At 66.2% G+C, this 19,986-nt stretch carries 16 protein-coding genes and 1 riboswitch; of the genes, 9 read left to right on the forward strand and 7 right to left on the reverse strand.

Annotation, left to right across the window (positions count from 1 at the left end):
• Nucleotides 1–80: 80 nt before the first annotated feature.
• From SD196_RS22230 to SD196_RS22240, 3 genes are all read right to left on the reverse strand, one after another.
• On the reverse strand, nt 81–1,448 hold the full coding sequence (locus SD196_RS22230; protein ID WP_275608526.1) for a DUF1329 domain-containing protein: 1,368 nt from the start codon (nt 1,446–1,448) through the stop codon (nt 81–83).
• Nucleotides 1,449–1,600: 152 nt separating this feature from the next.
• Entirely contained in the window at nt 1,601–3,523 is a 1,923-nt protein-coding gene (locus SD196_RS22235) for a DUF1302 domain-containing protein (protein WP_275608527.1), read from the reverse strand.
• Nucleotides 3,524–3,729: 206 nt separating this feature from the next.
• Complete coding sequence (locus tag SD196_RS22240; protein ID WP_416310673.1) at nt 3,730–5,412, reverse strand: fatty acid--CoA ligase; 1,683 nt, start codon at nt 5,410–5,412, stop codon at nt 3,730–3,732.
• 270 nt (nt 5,413–5,682) lie between these two features.
• Here SD196_RS22240 and SD196_RS22245 point away from each other — a divergent pair, with 270 nt between their 5' ends.
• Nucleotides 5,683–6,858, forward strand: a complete 1,176-nt coding sequence (locus SD196_RS22245) for a thiolase family protein (RefSeq protein WP_275608529.1) — start codon at nt 5,683–5,685, stop codon at nt 6,856–6,858.
• A 49-nt stretch (nt 6,859–6,907) separates the two neighbouring features.
• On the opposite strand, the gene SD196_RS22250 is transcribed toward SD196_RS22245, so the two are convergent.
• A complete protein-coding gene (locus SD196_RS22250; RefSeq protein ID WP_275608530.1) occupies nt 6,908–8,092 on the reverse strand; it encodes an MFS transporter in 1,185 nt (394 codons plus the stop codon).
• An 88-nt stretch (nt 8,093–8,180) separates the two neighbouring features.
• Here SD196_RS22250 and SD196_RS22255 point away from each other — a divergent pair, with 88 nt between their 5' ends.
• Nucleotides 8,181–8,957, forward strand: a complete 777-nt coding sequence (locus tag SD196_RS22255; protein WP_343577447.1) for a helix-turn-helix transcriptional regulator — start codon at nt 8,181–8,183, stop codon at nt 8,955–8,957.
• 206 nt (nt 8,958–9,163) lie between these two features.
• Here the strand turns inward: SD196_RS22255 and SD196_RS22260 are convergent, their stop codons facing one another.
• The gene (locus tag SD196_RS22260; protein ID WP_275608532.1) at nt 9,164–9,793 is read right to left on the reverse strand and encodes a LysE family translocator; all 630 of its coding nucleotides are present in this window, start codon (nt 9,791–9,793) and stop codon (nt 9,164–9,166) included.
• Between the two features lie 82 nt (nt 9,794–9,875).
• Between SD196_RS22260 and SD196_RS22265 the strand changes: the two genes are divergently transcribed.
• The 6 genes from SD196_RS22265 (at nt 9,876) to SD196_RS22290 (ending at nt 15,618) form a co-directional block, all read left to right on the forward strand.
• The gene (locus tag SD196_RS22265; RefSeq protein ID WP_416310674.1) at nt 9,876–10,841 is read left to right on the forward strand and encodes a 2-hydroxyacid dehydrogenase; all 966 of its coding nucleotides are present in this window, start codon (nt 9,876–9,878) and stop codon (nt 10,839–10,841) included.
• Nucleotides 10,838–11,602: a DUF3658 domain-containing protein gene (locus SD196_RS22270; protein ID WP_416310675.1), complete on the forward strand. Its 765-nt coding sequence runs from the start codon at nt 10,838–10,840 to the stop codon at nt 11,600–11,602. Before SD196_RS22265 ends, SD196_RS22270 begins: the two co-directional genes overlap by 4 nt.
• Before the next feature lie 52 nt (nt 11,603–11,654).
• Nucleotides 11,655–12,659, forward strand: a complete 1,005-nt coding sequence (locus SD196_RS22275) for a methyltransferase (RefSeq protein ID WP_416310676.1) — start codon at nt 11,655–11,657, stop codon at nt 12,657–12,659.
• A 117-nt stretch (nt 12,660–12,776) separates the two neighbouring features.
• A complete protein-coding gene (locus SD196_RS22280) occupies nt 12,777–14,234 on the forward strand; it encodes an amino acid permease (protein ID WP_275612008.1) in 1,458 nt (485 codons plus the stop codon).
• A 44-nt stretch (nt 14,235–14,278) separates the two neighbouring features.
• A riboswitch (yybP-ykoY riboswitch) is annotated at nt 14,279–14,395 on the forward strand.
• 90 nt (nt 14,396–14,485) lie between these two features.
• Nucleotides 14,486–15,067 (forward strand): TMEM165/GDT1 family protein, encoded by a 582-nt coding sequence (locus SD196_RS22285; protein WP_275608536.1) that lies wholly within the window; start codon nt 14,486–14,488, stop codon nt 15,065–15,067.
• A 107-nt stretch (nt 15,068–15,174) separates the two neighbouring features.
• The gene (locus tag SD196_RS22290; protein ID WP_275608537.1) at nt 15,175–15,618 is read left to right on the forward strand and encodes a ketosteroid isomerase-related protein; all 444 of its coding nucleotides are present in this window, start codon (nt 15,175–15,177) and stop codon (nt 15,616–15,618) included.
• A 123-nt stretch (nt 15,619–15,741) separates the two neighbouring features.
• On the opposite strand, the gene SD196_RS22295 is transcribed toward SD196_RS22290, so the two are convergent.
• The gene (locus SD196_RS22295; protein ID WP_275608538.1) at nt 15,742–16,749 is read right to left on the reverse strand and encodes an NAD-dependent epimerase/dehydratase family protein; all 1,008 of its coding nucleotides are present in this window, start codon (nt 16,747–16,749) and stop codon (nt 15,742–15,744) included.
• A 34-nt stretch (nt 16,750–16,783) separates the two neighbouring features.
• Nucleotides 16,784–17,605, reverse strand: a complete 822-nt coding sequence (locus tag SD196_RS22300) for a M48 family metallopeptidase (RefSeq protein ID WP_275608539.1) — start codon at nt 17,603–17,605, stop codon at nt 16,784–16,786.
• Nucleotides 17,606–17,794: 189 nt separating this feature from the next.
• Between SD196_RS22300 and SD196_RS22305 the strand changes: the two genes are divergently transcribed.
• Nucleotides 17,795–19,927, forward strand: coding sequence for a methyl-accepting chemotaxis protein (locus SD196_RS22305; RefSeq protein ID WP_416310677.1), 2,133 nt, complete (start codon nt 17,795–17,797; stop codon nt 19,925–19,927).
• Nucleotides 19,928–19,986 lie beyond the last annotated feature (59 nt).

Consider the following 19,986-nt stretch of genomic DNA (forward strand, 5'->3'; position numbering starts at 1 on the left):
CGGTGGATGATCGCCCATAAAAAAACCGGCCCGAAGGCCGATCTTTTCTCACCGCGGAACCACCCGTGGGGATCGGGGGATCAGCGCACGCCTTCCTGGCGCAGCGCTGCCGGGGTGAAGTCGCTTTCCGAAGCGCTGTAGTTGAAGTCGTAGGCGGATTTCTCCTCGTTCTTCAGACCCAGCACCAGGTAGCGACCGGACAGCAGGTCATACAGGGTTTCGGCGGTGTACCACGGTACCTGGTAGTTGTAGTAGTACTGGTTGAAGGCCTCGGCCACGCGCCACAGGGTGCCGCGACCGTCGTAGTGGTCGATCTCCACGGCCTGCCAGGTGTCCTCGTCGATGTAGAAGTCACGCTTGGCATAGATGTGGCGCTCGCCCGGCTTCAGGGTGGCGGTCACGTGCCATACGCGGTGCAGCTCGTAGCGGGTCAGGTCCTGGTTCAGGTGGCCGGGCTTGATGATGTCGGCGTACTTGAGCTTCGGATCATCGAGCTTGTAGTTGTTGTACGGGATGTACAGCTCCTGCTTGCCCACCAGTTTCCAGTCGTAGCGGTCCGGCGCGCCGTTGTACATGTCCAGGTTGTCGGAGGTACGCAGGCCGTCGGCGGCGGTACCCGGACCGTCGTAGGAAACCTGCGGGGCGCGGCGTACGCGGCGCTGGCCGGCGTTGTAGAGCCAGGCCAGGCGCGGTTCCTTCACCTGGTCGAGGGTCTCGTGCACCAGCAGCACGTTGCCGGCCAGGCGCGCCGGGGCGGTCACGCGCTGCTTGAAGTAGAACAGCACGTTGCTCGGCTTGCTGGCGTCGTAGTCCTTCAGGTCGGTGCGGAAGACGAATTCGTCCTGGAAGTACACCAGCGAGTAGGAGCCGTTGACCTGCGGGGTGGCCTGGGTCACCAGACGGCGCACGTGGCCGCCGCGATAGCGGGTGATGTGGTTCCAGATGACTTCCAGGCCGTCCTTCGGAATCGGGAAGGGGTTGGCGGTCTGGAAGTTCTGCAGGCCGTTGCCGCCCTGCACCAGGGTGGTGGTGGTGGCGTTCTTCTTGGTCGCCGCCAGCACGCTGTCCGGCACGGTGGCGGTACGGTGCGACGGGAAGACCTGCATCTTGTAGGTGTCGGGATAGCGCTTGAACATGGCTTGCTGGCCGGGGGTCAGCTTGGCCTTGTACTGGTCCATGTTCTGCGCGGTGATGGTGAACAGCGGCTTCTCGCTGGCGAACGGATCGGAGAGGAAGCCCTTGCTGTCGGCGGTGCCGGCGTTCTTGGGCAGGCCGCCAGTCCAGGCAGGGATGCTGCCGTCGGCGTTGCCGGCCTTTTCCGCGCCCATCGGGGTCAGGGTGGTGCCGAGCTTGGCCGCTTCATCGGCGGAGACGGCCGCCATCACCTGGGAGGCGAGCAGGCTGAGTGCCAGCGCGCCGGTGTGCAGCAGGATCTTTGTTGTTCTCATGCGTTTATCGTCCTCGTTGAGTCTGTGCCCACCGCGGTGGCCGCCCCTTGCGGGACGGGTCGCGGGTTGTATCTGCTGCACCGCCGGCCGGTTCGACCGATCGGCGGGTGGCCCGCCGCGTGTGCGGGCCGGATACCGGTTGAACGGCCGGTTTAGAAGTTCACCCCGAAGCTGAGGCTGACGAAGTCGCGGTCATCGACGGTGGTGTACTTGCCGTCGAAGTAGGTGGTGTAAGCCAGGCTCGCGGTGTAGGTGTTCAGGTAGTCGGCGTCGACCCCCAGGCTGACGGCCTTGCGGCCTTCCTCGAAGTTGCCGCCAGGGCCGGGGGAGTAACCGTCCACGTCATGGGACCAGGCGACGTTCGGCTTGAGGTTCACGCCGGCGAACACGTCGTTGTAATCCCAGATGGCGCGGGCGCGGTAGCCCCAGGAATCGGCGGTGGTGAAGCCTTCGCTTTCGCAGTTGCGGCTGACGTTGTTGGCGTTGGCGGTGCCCAGGGTGGACACGTTCAGCGCCTCGCAGGTCGGACGGCCGTTGAGGCTGCCGTTCAGCGGGCCGGGGCCGAAGACCGGGTCGCGGCCGTAGCGTGCCTTGTTCTGGCTTTCCAGGCCGCCGACGTGGGTCCAGCCGACCTCGCCCACCAGGGTCAGACGCTCGGCGCCCATGACCTGGTCGAAGAAGTGGGTGAAGGTGGTCTGCAGCTGGGTGATTTCCTTGCGGCGGTAGCCGTGCAGGTCCTCGCCAGCGTTGCCGTTGAGCACCGAGGCGTTGTTGTAGACGTGGTTGCCGCCGATGGCCACCGGGTCCAGGCCGGAATACAGGATATCGGTGGTGTTCAGCTGTACCGGAGCGTTCGGACGGTAGCTGATCTCACCCTGCCAGGCGGTGCCGGTGGGCAGCGTGGTGGAGAAGCTCAGGCCGTACAGGTGGATGTCTTCCGGATACTCGACGAAGTAGCTGGAGTTGCCGGCCATGGCCGCCGCGCCGGCCTGGGCGGCCAGGGAGGGGCTGATGGCGGCGATGTTGGTGATCAGCTGGTTGATCTGCGCCACCTTGGCGGTGTCGGCGCCACGGCCGCTGAAGATCGGCAGGCGGCTGTGGTAGTTCATGTAGTAGCCGCCGAACTCAGTGTTCACGCTGTCGGCGAAGTACTTCAGCGACAGGCCGTACTGGCCGCTGTCACGAGCGTCGCGGTCCGGCCCGCGCTTGACCACGATGCCTTCGTTCCACGGCGAGGGAGTCAGCGCCAGGTTCGGGCCGAGCAGGGCGTTCAGAGTGTTGATCGAGCCCTTGTTGTTGGTCAGCACCGCGAGGTTCTGGGTACAGCCATCGGCGATAACGTCCGGCTGGGAGAAGAAGGTGCCGCAGTTGTCGACCACCGTCTGGTCCCACTCCAGCTGGTAGAAGCCTTCGGCGGAGAGGTTGTCGGTGAGGTTCTGCGACATGTAGAACATGTTCACCGGCACCAGGGCTTCCTTGATCTCGGAGCCCGGACGGCGGAAGGCGGTCACGTCGAACGGGTTGATCACGCTGATGCCGTTCTGGATGAAGGTACTTTCACCCCAGTTCACCACCTGCTTGCCCAGGCGCACGGTGCCCGGCAGTTCGGCGATGGTGTAGTTGTGGTAGATGAACGCGTCGAGCAGTTCGGCGCCGGAGGCCTGGGCGGCTTCCTTGCGATTGTGATCGCTGAGCGGCTTGAACTCGGTGTCCTCGTCCTTCTGCTCGAAGTCGTACCAGTACTTGCCGCGCAGGAATACGCCGGTGTCCTGGTATTTCAGCTCGAGGTCGTGGATGCCCTTGAAGATTTTCGAGAAGGTCTTGCCGGCCTTGTAGTTCAGGTGGCCGTCGTCGGAGGTCTGGGACAGGCCCTTGCCGCCGTTGTTTACGCCGATGAGGTTCTTGTTCGGATTCTCCGTCGACCAGCTGGCCCCCACGGACAGCGACGAGTCGAACGAACCTTCGATTTCCCCGATGTTGAAGCTGACGGCGGAAGCGGGGGTCGCCAGCGAGGAAGCCAGGCTGACGGCCAGCGGCAACCGCGCCAGTCGCCAGATATGTTGCATGGTTTTCATCGACGCTACTCCATGTGTTTTTTGTTATGAGTAGTGGCGACTATATCCACGGCCCTACACACCTTGATCGCTCGAAAGTGTGATTTCTCTCAGAAAGGCCCTGACTAGACAGTCGCGCGGGCCAGAGACGGCGTCATCACTGGCCCGCGCCGCGCCAAGCGCTTGCTTGGCACGGATGCTTCAGACACTGACCAACCGGTCGTCGCTCAAACCGTGGAGAGGAAGGCGCTGCCAGCCTCCTGCCATTGGGCGATGTCTACCCGGATACGCTTCTTGTCGAGCTTGCCGACACTGGTCTTGGGAACTTCAGTAACAACGGCGATCTGGGACGGAATCGCCCACTTGTTGATGTTCCCTTGCTCGACGAAAGGCTTGAGGTGCTCCTTCAGCCCCTTGGCGTCCAGCGACTGGCCCTCGCGCAGCACCAGCAGGGCGAAGGGACGCTCGCCCCATTGAGGATCGGGCACGCCCACCACGGCGACTTCGCGCACCGCCGCGTGACGGCTGATCAAGTCTTCCAGCTCCAGCGAAGACAGCCACTCACCGCCGGTCTTGATCACGTCCTTGATACGGTCGCGGATGTCGATGAAGCCCATGCCGTCGATGGTCGCGACGTCGCCGGTATGCATCCAGCCGCCGGCCCAGAGCTCCTCGCCCTTCTGAGGTTCCTGGAAGTAACCCTGGGTCAGCCAGGGTGCGCGCAGCACCAGTTCGCCCTGGGATTCGCCATCGGCCGGGAGAAGCTGGCCATGCTCGTCCATGATCGCCGCCTCTACCATCGGCACCGGCACGCCGGCCTTGATCCGGTAGGTGGTGCGCTCATCCTCGGTGCCGGCGCGCAGCTCCTGGTTGAGGTAGCCGCAGGAAATCAGCGGGCAGGTCTCGGACATGCCATAGGCGGCGGTCAGCTGGATGCCACGGGCCTTGGCGGCGTCATACAGGGCGCGGTTCAGCGCGCTGCCGCCGATGATGATCTTCAGCCCGCCGAAGTCGTAGTCCTTGGCGCTGGCGGCGTTGAGCATCATCTGCAGGATGGTCGGCACGCAGTGGGAGAAGGTCACCTTCTCCTCGCGGATCAGCTTGCACAGCAGCTCCGGCTCGTAGCGGCCCGGATACACCTGCTTCACCCCCAGCATGGTGGCCACGTAGGGCACGCCCCAGGCGTGGACGTGGAACATCGGGGTGATCGGCATGTACACGTCATCGGTGCCCATCAGGCGGATGCTGTCCAGGCTGCCGATGGTCGAGGCCATCGCCAGGGTGTGCAGCACCAGCTGGCGGTGGGTGAAGTACACGCCCTTGGGGTTGCCGGTGGTGCCGGTGGTATAGAAGGTGGTGGCCACCGAGTTCTCGTCGAAATCGGGGAAGGCGTAGCGCGGGCTGGCCGCCGCCAGCAGGGTTTCATACTCGCCCACGCAGTTGGGCAGCGCGCAGCTCTTGTCGGCGCCGTCGGTGAGCAGCAGGGTCTTTTCCACCGTGGTCAGTTGAGCGGCGATGCCCTGGTAGAGCGGCACGAACTCGCTGTTGACCAGCACGAAGCGGTCGTCGGCGTGGTTCATGGTGTAGAGGATCTGGTCGGGCGAGAGGCGGATGTTGATGGTGTGCAGCACCGCGCCGATCATCGGGATGGCGAACATGCATTCCAGGTAGCGATGGCTGTCCCAGTCCATCACCGCCACGGTGTCGCCGGCCTTGACGCCCGCCTCGGTCAGTACGTTGGCCAGACGCGCCACGCGCTCGTTGAAGGTGGCATAGCTGTAACGCACGCTGTCGCGGTAGACAATCTCCCTGCCCTTTTCATAACGGCTGCCCGAAAGCAGCAGGCTCTTGATCAGCAACGGGTACTGGTAGGCATTCTGTGCAGCAGGGATGACGCGGGTTTTCAGCATGGCGGGACACTCTCACGGCTGGATTTCCAGAAGGAATACATCAGGATGATTGCGACTCTAGAGGCCTCCCGGTGTCCGTTCATCAGTCAAAAGAGTGATTTGCCGATGACTCTTTGGCCACATCCAGTCACGCGGTAGAATCCACCCCGCCCGGTCGTTCACGGCCGGCCCCTTACCCGGAGTTCGGGTATGGCCTGCTTACAACGCAGCTCTGCCGACGCGCAGCCGGTCATACGCGAGCTCCTACAACAAGAGCAAAGAGGTAGTTTCATGTCCGAGATCGTCATCGTCAGCGGCGCCCGTACTCCCATGGGCGGCTTCCAGGGCAGCCTGTCCGGCGTTCCCGCCGTGGAGCTGGGCGCTGTCGCCATCCGCGAAGCCATTGCCCGTGCCGGTATCCAGCCCGAGGACGTGCAGGAAGTGATCATGGGCAACGTACTGCCCGCCGGCCTGAAGCAAGGCCCAGCCCGCCAGGCGGCGCTGAACGCCGGCCTGCCCGCCGCCACCGGCTGCACCACCATCAACAAGCTCTGCGGCTCCGGCATGAAGGCCGTGATGCTGGCCCACGACCTGCTCAAGGCGGGCACCAACAACGTGATGGTCGCCGGCGGCATGGAAAGCATGTCCAACGCACCCTACGTGATCGAAAAGGCCCGTACCGGCCTGCGCATGGGCCACGGCGAGATCAAGGACCACATGTTCCTCGACGGCCTGGAAGACGCCCGCACCGGCCGCCTGATGGGCTCCTTCGCCCAGGAAACCGCCGACAAGTACGGCGTGACCCGTGAAGAAATGGACGCCTACGCCATCGAATCCCTCAAGCGCGCCCAGACCGCCATCAAGGACGGCTCGCTGGACTCGGAAATCGTTCCGGTCACCGTGACCACCCGCAAGGGCGAGACCGTGGTGAAGGACGACGAGCAGCCGCTGACCGCCAACCTGGACAAGATCCCGGGCCTGAAGCCGGCGTTCAGGAAAGACGGCACCATCACCGCCGCCAACGCCAGCTCCATCTCCGACGGCGCCTCCGCGCTGGTCCTGATGACCGCTGAAGAAGCCGCGCGCCGTGGCCTGAAGCCGCTGGCCAGGATCGTCGCCCACGCCACCCAGAGCCAGGACCCGGCCGAGTTCACCCTCGCCCCGATCGGCGCCATGACCAACCTGTTCAAGAAAGCGGGCTGGACCAAGGACGACGTGGACCTGTTCGAGATCAACGAAGCCTTCGCCATGGTCACCATGCTCGCCATGCGCGAACACGGCCTGGACCACGCCAAGGTCAACGTCTACGGCGGCGCCTGCGCTCAGGGCCACCCGGTCGGCTCCACCGGCTCGCGGATCATCATCACCCTGATCAACGCCCTGCAGAAGAAGGGCGGCAAGCGCGGCGTCGCCTCGCTGTGCATCGGCGGCGGCGAAGCCACCGCGGTGGCGATCGAACTGGTCTGATCTTCGGTCAGGCATGAAAAAGGGGCGCCTCGGGCGCCCCTTTTTCGTTTCAGGCCGTCGCCACCTTCGGCGCATGCGCTGCCGTGCGTGGAAACACCACCGCCGCCAGGAAGGTAACCACCCCCAGCACCGCCAGGATCAGGTACAACCCGGCCAACCCCTGGCGCGGCTCGATATAGCTGATCAGCGGAATCGCCGCAGCGCTGGCGCCGAAGGACACGAAGTAACGCAGGGCGAACACCCGCGCCTGCCACTGCGGCGCGACGAAGTTGGCGACCATCGCGTCGTTCACCGTCACCTGGCCGAACACCGCGAACATGAACAGCGCACCGACCACCGCCACCGGCCAGCCCTCGGCATAGGCCAGCGCCACCAGCAGCGGGCCCTGGCAGAAGGTCATGAGCAGGAACGGGCCCTTGAGGCTGAAGCGGTCCAGCAGCCGCCCCATGATCAACTGCGCCACGGCGCCAAAGGCATAGGCCAGGCTGACCACCACTCCAAGGCTTTCCGGCGAGGCCAGCAGTTCTTCAAGACGCACTTGGAACAGGCGCGGATAAGTCACGGTGCTGGCGTTGAACACCACGCCGCCGGTGGCCGTCACCAGCGCCAATACGCCGAACACCCGGGGCATCGACAGTCTCTGCCCCCCCAAACCCCGTGGCGCCGGATGCTGCACCGCCACCGGCGCCTCGGCACGGACCTGCCAGGCGAAGCCGATGCCGATCAACACCGCCACGGCGCCCGGCAGGATGAACGCCGCGCGCCAGCCGAAGTGCGCGGTGAGAAAACCGGTCAGCAAGGCGGCGAAGGCCACGCCCAGGTTGCCCCACATGCCGTTGATGCCGATCTCGTGCCCACGGTTCTGCGCATGGGCCACCAGCATCGCGGTACCCACCGGGTGGTAGATCGCGGCGAACACGCCGATCAGGGTCAGGCCGGCAACCAGCATCGGCACCGAACTGGCCAGGCCGGTGAGGATGGAGGACGCGCCGATGCCGAAGAAGAACAGCTGCATCATGTGCCGGCGGTCCCACTTGTCGCCTAGCCAGCCGGCCGGGATCGAGCAGGCACCGAAGGCGATGAAGCCGCCCAGGGACAGGCCGATCATTTCGGCATAGCTCAGGCCGAAGCTCTGCGTCATGCCCAGCACGGCGGCCGGGAAGATCAGCATGAACATGTGGTCGATGATATGGGCGGCGTTGATGTAGCGGATGATCGTTCGAGGTCGTGACATGGCGTCGGGCTCTCGGCTTGAGTGGAGGAAGGTCCATGCTAGGCTGTCGAAAAATCGCAGACCTGACAGAAAAGTCATTGAACCCGACATGCATCTGCACATTCCCCAGGACTCACGCCTCGCCGCGATCGGCCTCGACTACGTCGACGGGCACCACGTGCAACCCCACGACCATCCGCAGGCGCAGCTGCTCTACGCCGCCAGCGGCATGATGCGCCTGGTCACCCGCCAGGGCGCCTGGGTCATCCCGCCGACCCGCGCAGTGTGGATTCCGCCGGGCACCCGCCATGAGATCCATATGTCCGGCGAGGTGCACATGCGCACCCTGTTCATCCGCGCCGAGGCGTGCCTTGCGAACCTGGCCGACTGCTGCGTGCTGGCGGTCACGCCACTGTTGCGGGAGATGATCCTGCGCTGCATCCGCTGGCAGGCACAGCCGGGCGAGCCGGCACTACCGCTGCTGGAGCAGTTGATCCTGCTGGAGATCGCCACCCTGGAGCGTCTGCCCCTGGCCCTGCCGCTACCGGCCGACCGCCGCCTGCAGGCGATCTGCAAGGCGCTGCTCAAGCACCCCGAGCATCCGCATACCCTGGAGGACTGGGGCCAACAGGTGGGCGCCAGCTCGCGCACCCTGGCCCGGCTGTTTCGCCAGGAACTGGGCATGAGCTATCAGGAATGGCGCCAGCAGCTGCGCCTGACCGAAGCGCTGCCCCGCCTGCTGGCCGGCGAGAGCGTACAGAGCGTGGCGGCGGCGCTGGGCTACACCAGCGGGCGGGCGTTCAGCGCGATGTTCAGGCGATTGCTGGGGGAGAATCCGCGAGAGTACCTGCAGGCATTGGCACAGTTGGCGGAGATCAAGGCCTGAGCCGGCCTGCATCGTCCTCGACTCCCCGTAGGGCGGATAACCCGGAACGGGTTATCCGCCCTACATCGAGGGACCGTCGGAGTCCGATAGCTGTTGTAGGAGCGGATCTTATCCGCGAAGAGATTCGCTTTCTGCCGGGACGTCCGGCGTGCTCGGTCGGGACTTCGCGGACAGGGTTCGCTCCTACGGGAGGGTCATCCCGTGCTTCAGCGCAGCTCGGTGAACGCCAGCTTGATCCCCAAGCCCACCAGCACTACCCCCATCATCCGGTCGAACCAATGGCCCATGCGGGCGAAACCGGCGCGCACGCGCTGCTGGCTGAACAGCAGCGCCACCAGGCAGAACCAGGCGGCCGTCGCGCAGGCCAGGTAGACGCCATAACCCGCTTGCACCATCAGCGGCGTGTGCGGGTTGATCACCACAGTGAAGAGAGACAGGAAGAACAACGTCGCCTTCGGGTTCAGGCCATTGGTGACGAACCCGGCGACATAGGCCCCGCGTGCCGTGCGTTCCACTGGCGCGACGATGCTTTCGGCAGCCGCCGGATCGGCGGGTCGCGCCCGCAGCGCCTTGATGCCGATGTACAGCAGATAGGCCGCCGCCAGCCACTTCAGCGCGTTGAACAGCACGATGGACTGCGACACGATCAAGCCGATCCCCAGCAGCGAGTAGGTGACGTGCAGGAAGATCGCACTGCCCACGCCCAGCGCCGTCCAGGTGCCGGCGCGGCGCCCGTGGGTCACGCTCTCGCGCACCACCACGGCGAAGTCCGGACCGGGGCTGGCCACCGCCAGCAGATGGATGAATGCCACGGTGAGAAATTCCGTCCAGTACATCGCGCCTCCGCAGAGCGTTCGGAAAACAGTTAGGCTGATTACCTTACGTCACACCGAATCACCGCAAAAGGTACAGCCACCCATGAACAGCGCTCGCGCCGTCTTCCTCGACCACGCCTCCCTCGACCTCGGTGACCTCGACCTCGCGCCGCTGCGCGCGCCGTTCGGCGAGCTGGTCCTGCACGGGCGCAGCGATGCGGAGCAGGCGGCCGAGCGGCTCGAAGGCGCCCAGGTGGCGATCAGCAACAAGGTGCGCATCGACGCCGCCGTGCTGGAGCGCTGCCCGGAGCTGAAACTGATCCTGGTCGCCGCCACCGGCACCAACAACATCGACCTCGCCGCTGCCCGCCGTCACGGCGTAACCGTGAGCAACTGCCAGGGCTATGGCACCCCGTCGGTGGCCCAGCACACCCTGATGCTGCTGCTCGCCCTGGCCACCCGCCTGCCCGACTACCAGGCGGCGGTGCGCGCCGGGCGCTGGCAGCAGGCCCCGCAGTTCTGCCTGCTGGACTTCCCCATCGTCGAACTGGAAGGCAAGACCCTCGGCCTGCTCGGCCACGGTGAACTGGGCGGCGCGGTAGCGAAGCTGGCGGACGCCTTTGGCATGCGCGTGCTGCTCGGCGCCCTGCCCGGCCGCCCGCCTCGCACTGACCGCCTGCCCCTGGACGAACTGCTGCCGCAGGTCGACGCCCTCACCCTGCACTGCCCGCTGACCGAAGCCACGCGCAACCTTATCGGCCAGCGCGAACTGGACCTGATGAAACCCCACGCCTTCCTGATCAACACCGCCCGTGGGGGTCTCGTCGACGAGCAGGCGCTGGCCGATACCCTGCGCCGCGGCCACCTGGGCGGCGCGGCGTTCGACGTGCTCAGCGTGGAGCCGCCCAAGGACGGCAACCCGCTGCTGGCCGGCGACCTCCCGCGCTTCATCCTCACCCCGCACAGCGCCTGGGGGAGCCGCGAGGCCAGGCAACGCATCGTCGGCCAATTGAGCGAGAACGCCGCCAGCTTCTTCGCTGGCGAGCCGCGCCGGGTGGTGGCGCCATGAGCCTGCACCTGGTCTGCGGCGACGGCGCCGCCCACGCACTGCGCCGGGCAGTGGAAGCCGGCGTACTGGTCGAGAAGAGAATCCGCGTGATGCCGGATGATCTGGCCGTCGGCCCGCTGAGCGACGTCGACTCGCCCCCCTGCCAGCAACGCGCCACGTTCTGGCGTGAGCTAGGCGGCGACGCCCTGCGCGAACGGGAAATCGCCGTCGAACTGGCCACCGACGCGAACTGGCTGCGCAGCCCGGACGCCGCCATCGTCACCCTCTGGCACGGCGACAGCGCCAGCGAGCAACTGCTGCTGCGCCGCGTCTGCGCCCTGCTGCCGGCACACGTCACCCTGCGTAGCGTCGGCGCCGGCAGCGGCCAGTGCCGCTGCGAGAACCGCCACGCCATCGCCATGCTCAAGCCCGAGGAACTGGCCAATGCCCTGGCCGCCAGCCACGAAGTGGATGCCACCGAACGCCAGTGCCTGGGCGAAGACTGGCAACGCGCGCTGGCCGCCAACGCCGAACTGCGCCTGTGGCTGGACGGCCAATTGAGCAGCGCCGGCTTTGATCACATCGACCGCATCCTGCAGGACAGCGCCAGCGACTCCTGGCGTCCGGTGCAGTCGGTGATCGGGCCGACCATGGCCTACGTCGAGGGCCTGTTCGTCAGCGACCTGCTGGCCGCCTGGCGCCTGCGCGAACTGGTCGCGGCGGGGCGCCTTGCGCTGCGCGGCGAGGACTTCTGGACAAACGCCGAAGTGCGGCTCGCCTAGGCTCGGCCGACGCAGCCCTGCTAAACTCGCGCCCTTTTTTCGAGGAGGCCGCATGTCCAACGCCCCCACCAGTGAAGTGCTGCTGCGCCAGATCGAGCGCTTCCAGGGCCGCGTCCTGCTCGCCGGCCTGCCCGCCGACGCCCTGCTCGGCGACCTGCCGCAGGCCCGGGGCTGGAGCTGGCACGCCGGCGAAAGCCAGCAGCTCGAAGCCCGCTATCCGGGCCGCTGCCACTTCGGCGCAATTCCACCCGAAGGTGCGTTCGATGCCGCCGTGCTGTTCCTGCCCAAGTCCCGCGAACTCACCGATTACCTGCTCGCCGCCCTCGCCAACCGTGTGCCGGCGGGCGAGCTGTACCTGGTCGGCGAGAAACGCGCCGGCGTCGAGCGCGCCAGCAAGCAGCTCGCCGTCTTCGGCCGCGCCAGCAAGCTCGACAGCGCCCGCCACTGCCAGTTGTGGCACGCGCACGTCGACGGCGCGCCCGCAGCGCCCGATCTGCACGCCCTGGCGCAACGCTACGAACTGCCGCTGGCCGACGGCCCGCTGCACGTAGTCACCCTGCCCGGCGTGTTCAGCCACGGCCGCCTGGATCGCGGCAGCGCCCTGCTGCTGGAACAGCTGGACGGCCTGCCGGGCGGCCAGGTGCTGGACTTCGGCTGCGGCGCGGGCGTCATCGGCGCCACCCTCAAGCGCCGTTATCCACAAAGCCAGCTGACCCTGCTGGATGTCGACGCCTTCGCCGTCGAAAGCAGCCGACTGACCCTGGCCGCCAACGGCCTCAGCGCCGAGGTGATCGCCGGCGACGGCATCGACGCTGCCCCCACCGGGCTCGCCGCGATCGTCAGCAATCCGCCCTTCCACCAGGGCGTGCACACCAGCTACGCCGCCACCGAACACCTGCTGCGCCAGTCGGCCCGCCACCTGGCGAGCGGCGGCGAGCTGCGCCTGGTGGCCAACAGCTTCCTGAAATACCCGCCGCTGATCGAGCAGCACCTCGGCCCCTGCCAGACCCTGGCCGAGGCCGACGGCTTCCGAATCTACAGCGCCCGGCGGCGCTGATCGAAGGCTCGCACTACACTGCACCGAGCCATGGACCGGCGCGCCGCCGCACGCCCAGACTTATCGAGGACACCTGTGAATCGAAGAATCAAAGACGATGTCGAGCTGACATTCGCCATGGGGCCGAAAGAGAAGCCGCATCACCTCAAGCGCTCTCTCAAGCCCCGCCACCTGAACATGATCGCCATCGGCGGCTCCATCGGCACCGGCCTGTTCGTCGCCTCCGGCAGCACCATCGCCACCGCCGGCCCCGGCGGTGCGCTGATGGCCTACGCACTGATCGGCCTGATGGTGTTCTTCCTGATGACCAGCCTGGGCGAGTTGGCGGCGTACATCCCCGACTCCGGCTCGTTCTGCACCTATGGCAGCCGCTTCATCGACGATGGCTTCGGTTTCGCCATGGGTTGGAACTACTGGTACAACTGGGCGGTGACCATCGCCGCGGAACTGGTGGCCGCGCAGCTGGTGATGAAGTTCTGGTTCCCCGACGTGCCTGGCATGTACTGGAGCGTGGTGTTCCTGGGCATCATGTTCATGCTCAACTTCTTCTCGGTGAAGGGTTTCGGCGAGAGCGAGTTCTGGTTCGCGCTGATCAAGGTGGTCGCCGTCGTGGTGTTCATCGGCATCGGGCTGGCCAGCATCATCGGCATCATGCACGGCATCGACAGCCCCGGCTTCAGCAACTTCACCGCCGGTGACGCGCCCTTCGTCGGCGGCCTGCAGGCGATGATCGGGGTGGCGATGATCGCCGGCTTCTCCTTCCAGGGCACCGAGCTGATCGGCGTCGCCGCGGGCGAATCGGAAAACCCGCAGAAGTCCATTCCCATCGCCATCCGCCAGGTGTTCTGGCGAATCCTGATGTTCTACATCCTGTCGATCTTCGTCATCGGCATGCTGATCCCCTACACCGATCCGAACCTGCTCAAGACCGACAGCACCGACATCAGCACCTCGCCCTTCACCCTGCTGTTCGAGCGCGCGGGCCTGGCCGCCGCGGCGGGCGTGATGAACGCGGTGATCCTCTCGGCGATCCTCTCGGCCGGCAACTCCGGCATGTACGCCTCGACCCGGATGCTCTACACCATGGCCACCCAGGGCAAGGCGCCGCGCCTGTTCACCCAGGTGTCGGAAAGCGGCGTGCCGCGCTATGCGCTGCTGGCCACCACCTTCATCGGCGCGCTGTGCTTCCTCACCAGCTTCATCGGCGACAAGACCGTCTACACCTGGCTGCTCAACGCTTCGGGCATGTGCGGCTTCATCGTCTGGCTGGGCATCGCCGTGTCGCACTACCGCTTCCGCAAGGCCTTCGTCCTGCAGGGCGGCGACCTGAACAGCCTGCCCTACCGCGCCAAATGGTTCCCCTTCGGTCCGCTGTTCGCCTTCACCCTCTGCCTGATCATCACCCTGGGGCAGAACTACCAGGCGTTCGTCGGCGAGGAAGTGGACTGGGCGGGACTGGTCGCCACCTACATCACCATCCCGCTGTTCCTCGCGATCTGGCTGGGTTACCGCTTCAAGAACGGCACCCGCTTCATCCGCTACGAGGACATGGACATTCGCTCCAGCCGCGAATGATCCGACCTGCAGGCTTGCCCAAGTCCTACGACTTGGGCAGAATGCGCCCCGTCCTAGGGGAGTAGTCTCCCGCGAGCGCCCAGCTCGCCCGGTACGCGTCAACACACTTGGTCCGCAGACCATGGCGCGTGCGACCCGCCTGCAACGCTCAGGCCCGGGTTTGACAAGACCTATGACACGAGCAACCTGACCCGGGGCGGGCAGGTGGCGCGTGTCATGGTGCTTAGTCGACCCGCCCCTTAGGAAGCCTGATGGAATCCCTCTTCGTCCCAACCCTGATCGTTGCCCTGGCCGAAATTGGCGACAAGACGCAACTGCTCGCGCTCGTTCTCGCCGCCCGTTTCCGCAAGCCCTGGCCGATCATCGCCGGGATCATCGCCGCCACCCTGGCCAACCACTTCGCCGCCGGCGCCGTCGGCAGCTGGGTCGCCAGCTTCTTCTCCGCCACTGCACTGAGCTGGGTGCTGGCCGCCTGTTTCCTGGCCGTCGCCGCCTGGACCCTGATCCCCGACAAGCTGGATGACGACGAAGAAGGCGCGCTGAAGAAGTTCGGCCCGTTCCTCACCACCCTGATCGCCTTCTTCCTCGCCGAGATGGGCGACAAGACCCAGGTCGCCACCGTGATGCTGGCCGCGCAATACCCGCATTTCCTGCTGGTGGTGCTGGGCACCACGCTGGGCATGCTGATCGCCAACGTGCCGGTGGTGCTGGCGGGCAACTTCGCTGCCGACCGCCTGCCGCTGAACCTGATCCGTCGCCTGGCCGCCGCCGCCTTCGCCATCCTCGGCCTGGCCGCCGCCTGGCACGCGCTGCAACTGGGCGGTGTGGTCTGACCTGAAGCCCGGTGGGACCCTGGCGCGCCGGCCAATGCCTGTGTTTCACAAACGATACACAGTGGCGTGCCATTGTCCCCCGTATTTCAGCAAGCACAGGAAGCGCCATGTCTGAGAAGGATCTCAAGAGGCTCGCCCGCCAGCACATCGACCTTGTCTGGAACAAAGGTCATCTGGCGCTGGCCGAGCAGTTGCACAGCCCGGACTTCCTCTACAAGAGCGCCTTCACCGCGCAGCCGCTGAACAATGCCGGCTACCGCCGGCTGGTGGAGGGCATCCGCTCGGCCATGCCGGACCTGGAAGTGGTGGTGGAAGAATGCATCCGCGAAGGCAACAAGGTGTTCACCTGGAGCACCCTGCTGGGCAGCATCTCCCGCCCCGCCTTCGGCTACCCGGCCAGCGAGAAGATCCTCAGCCTGTCGGCCATGGGCTTCTGGGTGTTCAGCAGCACCGGGGAAATCCTCGAACTGTGCACCATGTTCGACATGGAGAGCTTCCGCGCGCAGATGGGGCTGCAGAACCGGCCCTTCGCCGAGAAGGCCCTGCCCTGACATGAAAAAGCCCGGCAATGCCGGGCTTTTTCATTTGTGCTCTTCGTAGGAGCGAGCTTGCTCGCGAACAAACTCCGCAGCGATGCGAGTTCGCGAGCAAGCTCGCTCCTACACATACAGGCGTCACAGATAGTCGTTGGCGTGGAACCAGGCAATCGCCCGTTCCAGCGTCTCTTCCAGCGGCACCTGGGCCTCGAAGCGCAGCTCTTCGCGCGCCTTGCGTCCGTCGAGGAACTGCCCGCCGGCCATCACCTCGATCGCCGTGTCGTCCAGCAGCGGCATCTTGCCGGTCAGCCGGTAACGCCAGCGTCCCAGGGTCGCCAGGGCTCGGGCACGGTGCAGCGGCATCGGCGTGGGTGCCGGCTTGCCCAGCAGGCGGGCGATGGTGGCGGTCAGCTCGCCCATCTCGATGTTGTGCCCGGTGAGCAGGTAACGCTCGCCGACCCGGCCGCGCTCCAGCGCCAGCAGCAGGCCGCGTCCGGCCTCGGAGGCGTCGATCACGTTGCGCCGGCCCGGCACGTAGTGAAGCATCTCGTCATGCCCGATGGCGGTGATCAGGCGTCCGGTGGTGGGGCCGATGTCGAGCTCGCCCAGCACCATGCCGGGAATCCCGATCACCACCGGCAACCCGCCACGCGCCTGCTCGCGGGCCTGCTCGTCGAGCGCCCACTTGCACATGACGTAGGCGCTCTTGCCGGTGGGCAGGCCCTCGTAGAACAGCCCCTCGTGCCCCGGCAGCCCCTGCGGGTGCAAGGGCATGGCGAAGGCGGAGCCGACGTAGAGAATGCGCGGCACCTTGGCCTGCAGGCAGGCGGCATAGAAATGGTTGGTCAGGTCCAGGGCACTGGCCACTTCCTCCTGCCAGCGCCGTGGGCGCACCGGGTAGTAACCGGCGCTGAAGATCACCCCATCCAGGCCGCTCAGTGCGCGCGCCATGCCCTGGTGATCGAAGAGCTCGGCCACCCGGCACTCCGGCTCGAGATAGGCCAGGCGTTGAATCTGCGAAGACGGCCGGTGGATCAGCACCAGTTGGTGTCCCGCTGCCTTGATGGCACGGGCGGCGTGATGGCCCAGGAGCCCAGTGGCTCCGAGTACAGCAATTTTCACGGGCGCTCCCTGTTCACGTTGCACAGCGGCGCGATCACGCGCCGCTCCTGGCAGGCCATCAGCGAGCCTTGGCTTGCTCGTACAGCGGCATCACCTTCGGAATGGCGGCTTTCAGGTTGGCCATCCGGGTGCTGTCAGCCGGGTGGGTGCTGAGGATTTCCGGCGGCGCTTCGCCACCACCTGCCTGCCCCATCTTCTGCCACAACGTCATCGCGGCGTTGGGGTTATAGCCGGCGCGGGCGGCCAATTCCAGGCCGATCAGGTCGGCCTCGTTCTCGTTCTGCCGGCTGTTGGGCAGGGTCATGCTGTATTCGACCACCTGGTGTGCCAGGTCGACACTGCCCTGGCCCAGCCCCAGCAAGGCGCCGCCGATACCCAGGCCCATCTGCTCGGCGTAGGCCCGGGACATGGCTTCACGGCCGTGCTCACGCAGGGCGTGGGCGATTTCGTGGCCCATCACCGCGGCGAGTTCGTCGTCGGTCAGTTGCAGCTTATCGATCAGCCCGGTGTAGACGATGATCTTGCCGCCGGGGCCGCAGTTGGCGTTGAGCTCGTCGCTCTTGATCACGTTGACTTCCCACTTCCAGGACGGGGCGTCCGGACGGAAGGCGCCGGTCTGCGGAATCAACCGGCTGGCGATGGCCTTCACGCGCTTGGCATCGCTGCTGCTGGCGTCCAGCTTGCCAGCCTTGGACGCCTCGCCGAGGGTCTGCTGGTAGGACTGGGCGTACATCTGATCGACCTGCGAGCTGGACAGCATGCTGAACATGGTCTGCTGGCGGTTGACGCCGACGACGCCCCCGCTGGTGGTGTTCACCTGCTGGCAAGCGGTCAGCAGCAGGGCTGCGGCCAGGCCGGCGACACGGAAAAGACGGGGCATATGCTCTCCTGAAACTGTGCAATCACCCAAAGACAGCGCGCATGGTAGGCCGCGTCCCGATGGCCGGCAACTACCCCGCAGCAGGCGGCATACAACGGCGTTACAACCCATTACAAGCAGTGCCTAATGAAACCGACCGGTCATGCCGATAACCAGGCACACGCAGGCTCTGGGACATCGGGTACCCGTATGAAATTCAAGTCGATCCAGTTTTCCGTGGTGGCGCTGGCCGGGGCCAGCGTCTTGGCGGTGGTCGCAGCATTGGTGCTGTATGCGCTGTTCGCAGGGTCACGGACCCAGGCACTGGTGCAGGAGCGTACCCAGGCCTTGCTCGAACAGGTGATCAACGAGCGCCTGGTGGCCATGGCGCGCGGCCAGGTCAGCCAGATCCAGCGTGAGCTGGAGTACCCGCTCACCGTCGCCAAGGACCTGGCCAACACCAACGCGCTGATGGGCAAGGTCGACGCCAGCGGCGCGCCGCTGCTGAAGATCAGCCGTGACGAGATGTCCGGCCTGCTGCGCCAGACCGTGGAGCAGAACCCCAAGCTGCTCGACGCCTTCGCCGGCTGGGAGCCCAACGCCTTCGCCGGCAGCGACAGCGAGCACGCCGGCAAGCCGGGCTACGGCGCAGACGGCCGCTTCATGCCCTGGTGGTACCGCAAGGACGGCGGCCTGACCGTCGAGGCCATGGGCGACACCCTGGAAAGCCAGAAGATGCAGCCCACCGGCGTGCGCGAGGGCGAGTACTACCTGTGCCCGAAAGAGAAGCGCCAGCCCTGCATCGTCGACCCGGCGCCCTATGAAATGGGCGGCAAGATGGTGCTGATGTCGTCCTTCAACGCGCCGATCCTGGTTAACGGCCAGTTCAAGGGATCGGTAGGCGTCGACCTGTCGCTGGATTTCATCCAGACCCTGCTCAAGAACGCCGACGGCCAGCTCTACAACGGTGCCGGCGAGATGGCGCTGATCTCTGGCAACGGCCGCCTGGTCGCCTACACCAAGGACGCCGGCAAGCTCGGCGAACCGGCCACCACCGTGCTGGACGCCGATACCCTCGCCAACCTCTCCAAGCTGACGCTGGACCAGCCGCTGTCGAAGCTCGACGCCGAGCGCGGCCAGATCGAGCTGCTCCTGCCCTTCACCATCGCCGACACCGGCGTGCGCTGGACGCTGGCCGTGCAGCTGCCGCAGGAGGCGGTGCTGGGGGAACTGCACAAGCTGCAGAGCGACCTGAAGTCCCAACGCGACGGCGATACCCTGGGCATGACCCTGGTGGGCCTGATCATCGCCGCCATCGGCCTGGCCGTGATCTGGCTGGTCGGCCACGGCATTGCCCGCCCGCTGCGCCAGCTGGTCGGCATGCTCGATGACATCGCCCAGGGCGAAGGCGACCTCACCCGCCGCCTGTCCAGCGACCGCGCCGACGAACTGGGCTCCATCGCCAAGGGCTTCAACACCTTCCTTGGCAAGCTGCAGGGCATGATCGGCCAGGTGGTGACCTCGGTGCAGCGCGTCAGCGACTCCTCCGAGCACACCGCGGACATCGCCATCCGCACCAACCAGGGCGTGCAGCAGCAGCTGGCGGAAATCGAGCTGGTCGCCACCGCCGTCCACGAGATGACCGCCACCGCTCAGGACGTGGCGCGCAACGCCACCCACGCGGCCGAGGCGGCCAACCACGCCGACCAGGCTGCGCACCACGGCAAGCGCATCGTCGAGAGCAGCTCGGCGGCGATCCAGGCGCTGGCCAGCGAGATCGGCCGCGCGGTGGGCGTGGTCCAGACCCTGGCCCGCGACAGCGAGAACATCAATGCGATCCTGGTGGCCATCCGCGGCATCGCTGAGCAGACCAACCTGCTGGCGCTCAACGCCGCCATCGAAGCGGCCCGAGCCGGCGAACAGGGGCGCGGCTTCGCGGTGGTCGCCGACGAGGTGCGCAACCTGGCGCAGAAGACCCAGCAGGCCACCGAGGAAATCCAGTCGATGATCCAGCAATTGCAGCACGGCACCCGCGAAGTGGTGCAGGTGATGCAGCAGAGCCAGGAGAAGACCGACGACAGCGTGCGCCACGCCAGCGAAGCGGCCCAGGCGCTGGAGTCGATCACCCAGGCGGTGTCGGTGATCAACGACATGAACACCCAGATCGCCAGCGCCGCAGAGGAGCAGAGCGCGGTGGCCGAGGACATCAACCGCAACGTCACCAACATCGGCATGGTCGCCAACCAGGTGGCTGGCGGCGCGGACGAAGCCTCCCAGGCCAGCGCCGAGCTGACCAAGCTGGCCGAGCAGCAGCGCCGGCTGGTGAATCAGTTCAAGGTGTAAGCGACATCGGCAGGATGCTTCCTGCTCCTGTAGGAGCGAGCTTGCTCGCGAACCACCCC

Origin of the sequence: Pseudomonas macauensis (assembly GCF_047902425.1) — a bacterium.
GTDB lineage: Bacteria > Pseudomonadota > Gammaproteobacteria > Pseudomonadales > Pseudomonadaceae > Pseudomonas.

What these genes read in the sequence shown, in the direction of transcription:
- SD196_RS22230 (WP_275608526.1), bottom strand. Translation starts at nt 1,448, where the DNA reads ATGAGAACAACAAAGATCCTGCTGCACACCGGCGCGCTGGCACTCAGC.
- SD196_RS22235 (WP_275608527.1), bottom strand. Translation starts at nt 3,523, where the DNA reads ATGAAAACCATGCAACATATCTGGCGACTGGCGCGGTTGCCGCTGGCC.
- SD196_RS22240 (WP_416310673.1), bottom strand. Translation starts at nt 5,412, where the DNA reads ATGCTGAAAACCCGCGTCATCCCTGCTGCACAGAATGCCTACCAGTAC.
- SD196_RS22245 (WP_275608529.1), top strand. Translation starts at nt 5,683, where the DNA reads ATGTCCGAGATCGTCATCGTCAGCGGCGCCCGTACTCCCATGGGCGGC.
- SD196_RS22250 (WP_275608530.1), bottom strand. Translation starts at nt 8,092, where the DNA reads ATGTCACGACCTCGAACGATCATCCGCTACATCAACGCCGCCCATATC.
- SD196_RS22255 (WP_343577447.1), top strand. Translation starts at nt 8,181, where the DNA reads ATGCATCTGCACATTCCCCAGGACTCACGCCTCGCCGCGATCGGCCTC.
- SD196_RS22260 (WP_275608532.1), bottom strand. Translation starts at nt 9,793, where the DNA reads ATGTACTGGACGGAATTTCTCACCGTGGCATTCATCCATCTGCTGGCG.
- SD196_RS22265 (WP_416310674.1), top strand. Translation starts at nt 9,876, where the DNA reads ATGAACAGCGCTCGCGCCGTCTTCCTCGACCACGCCTCCCTCGACCTC.
- SD196_RS22270 (WP_416310675.1), top strand. Translation starts at nt 10,838, where the DNA reads ATGAGCCTGCACCTGGTCTGCGGCGACGGCGCCGCCCACGCACTGCGC.
- SD196_RS22275 (WP_416310676.1), top strand. Translation starts at nt 11,655, where the DNA reads ATGTCCAACGCCCCCACCAGTGAAGTGCTGCTGCGCCAGATCGAGCGC.
- SD196_RS22280 (WP_275612008.1), top strand. Translation starts at nt 12,777, where the DNA reads ATGGGGCCGAAAGAGAAGCCGCATCACCTCAAGCGCTCTCTCAAGCCC.
- SD196_RS22285 (WP_275608536.1), top strand. Translation starts at nt 14,486, where the DNA reads ATGGAATCCCTCTTCGTCCCAACCCTGATCGTTGCCCTGGCCGAAATT.
- SD196_RS22290 (WP_275608537.1), top strand. Translation starts at nt 15,175, where the DNA reads ATGTCTGAGAAGGATCTCAAGAGGCTCGCCCGCCAGCACATCGACCTT.
- SD196_RS22300 (WP_275608539.1), bottom strand. Translation starts at nt 17,605, where the DNA reads ATGCCCCGTCTTTTCCGTGTCGCCGGCCTGGCCGCAGCCCTGCTGCTG.
- SD196_RS22305 (WP_416310677.1), top strand. Translation starts at nt 17,795, where the DNA reads ATGAAATTCAAGTCGATCCAGTTTTCCGTGGTGGCGCTGGCCGGGGCC.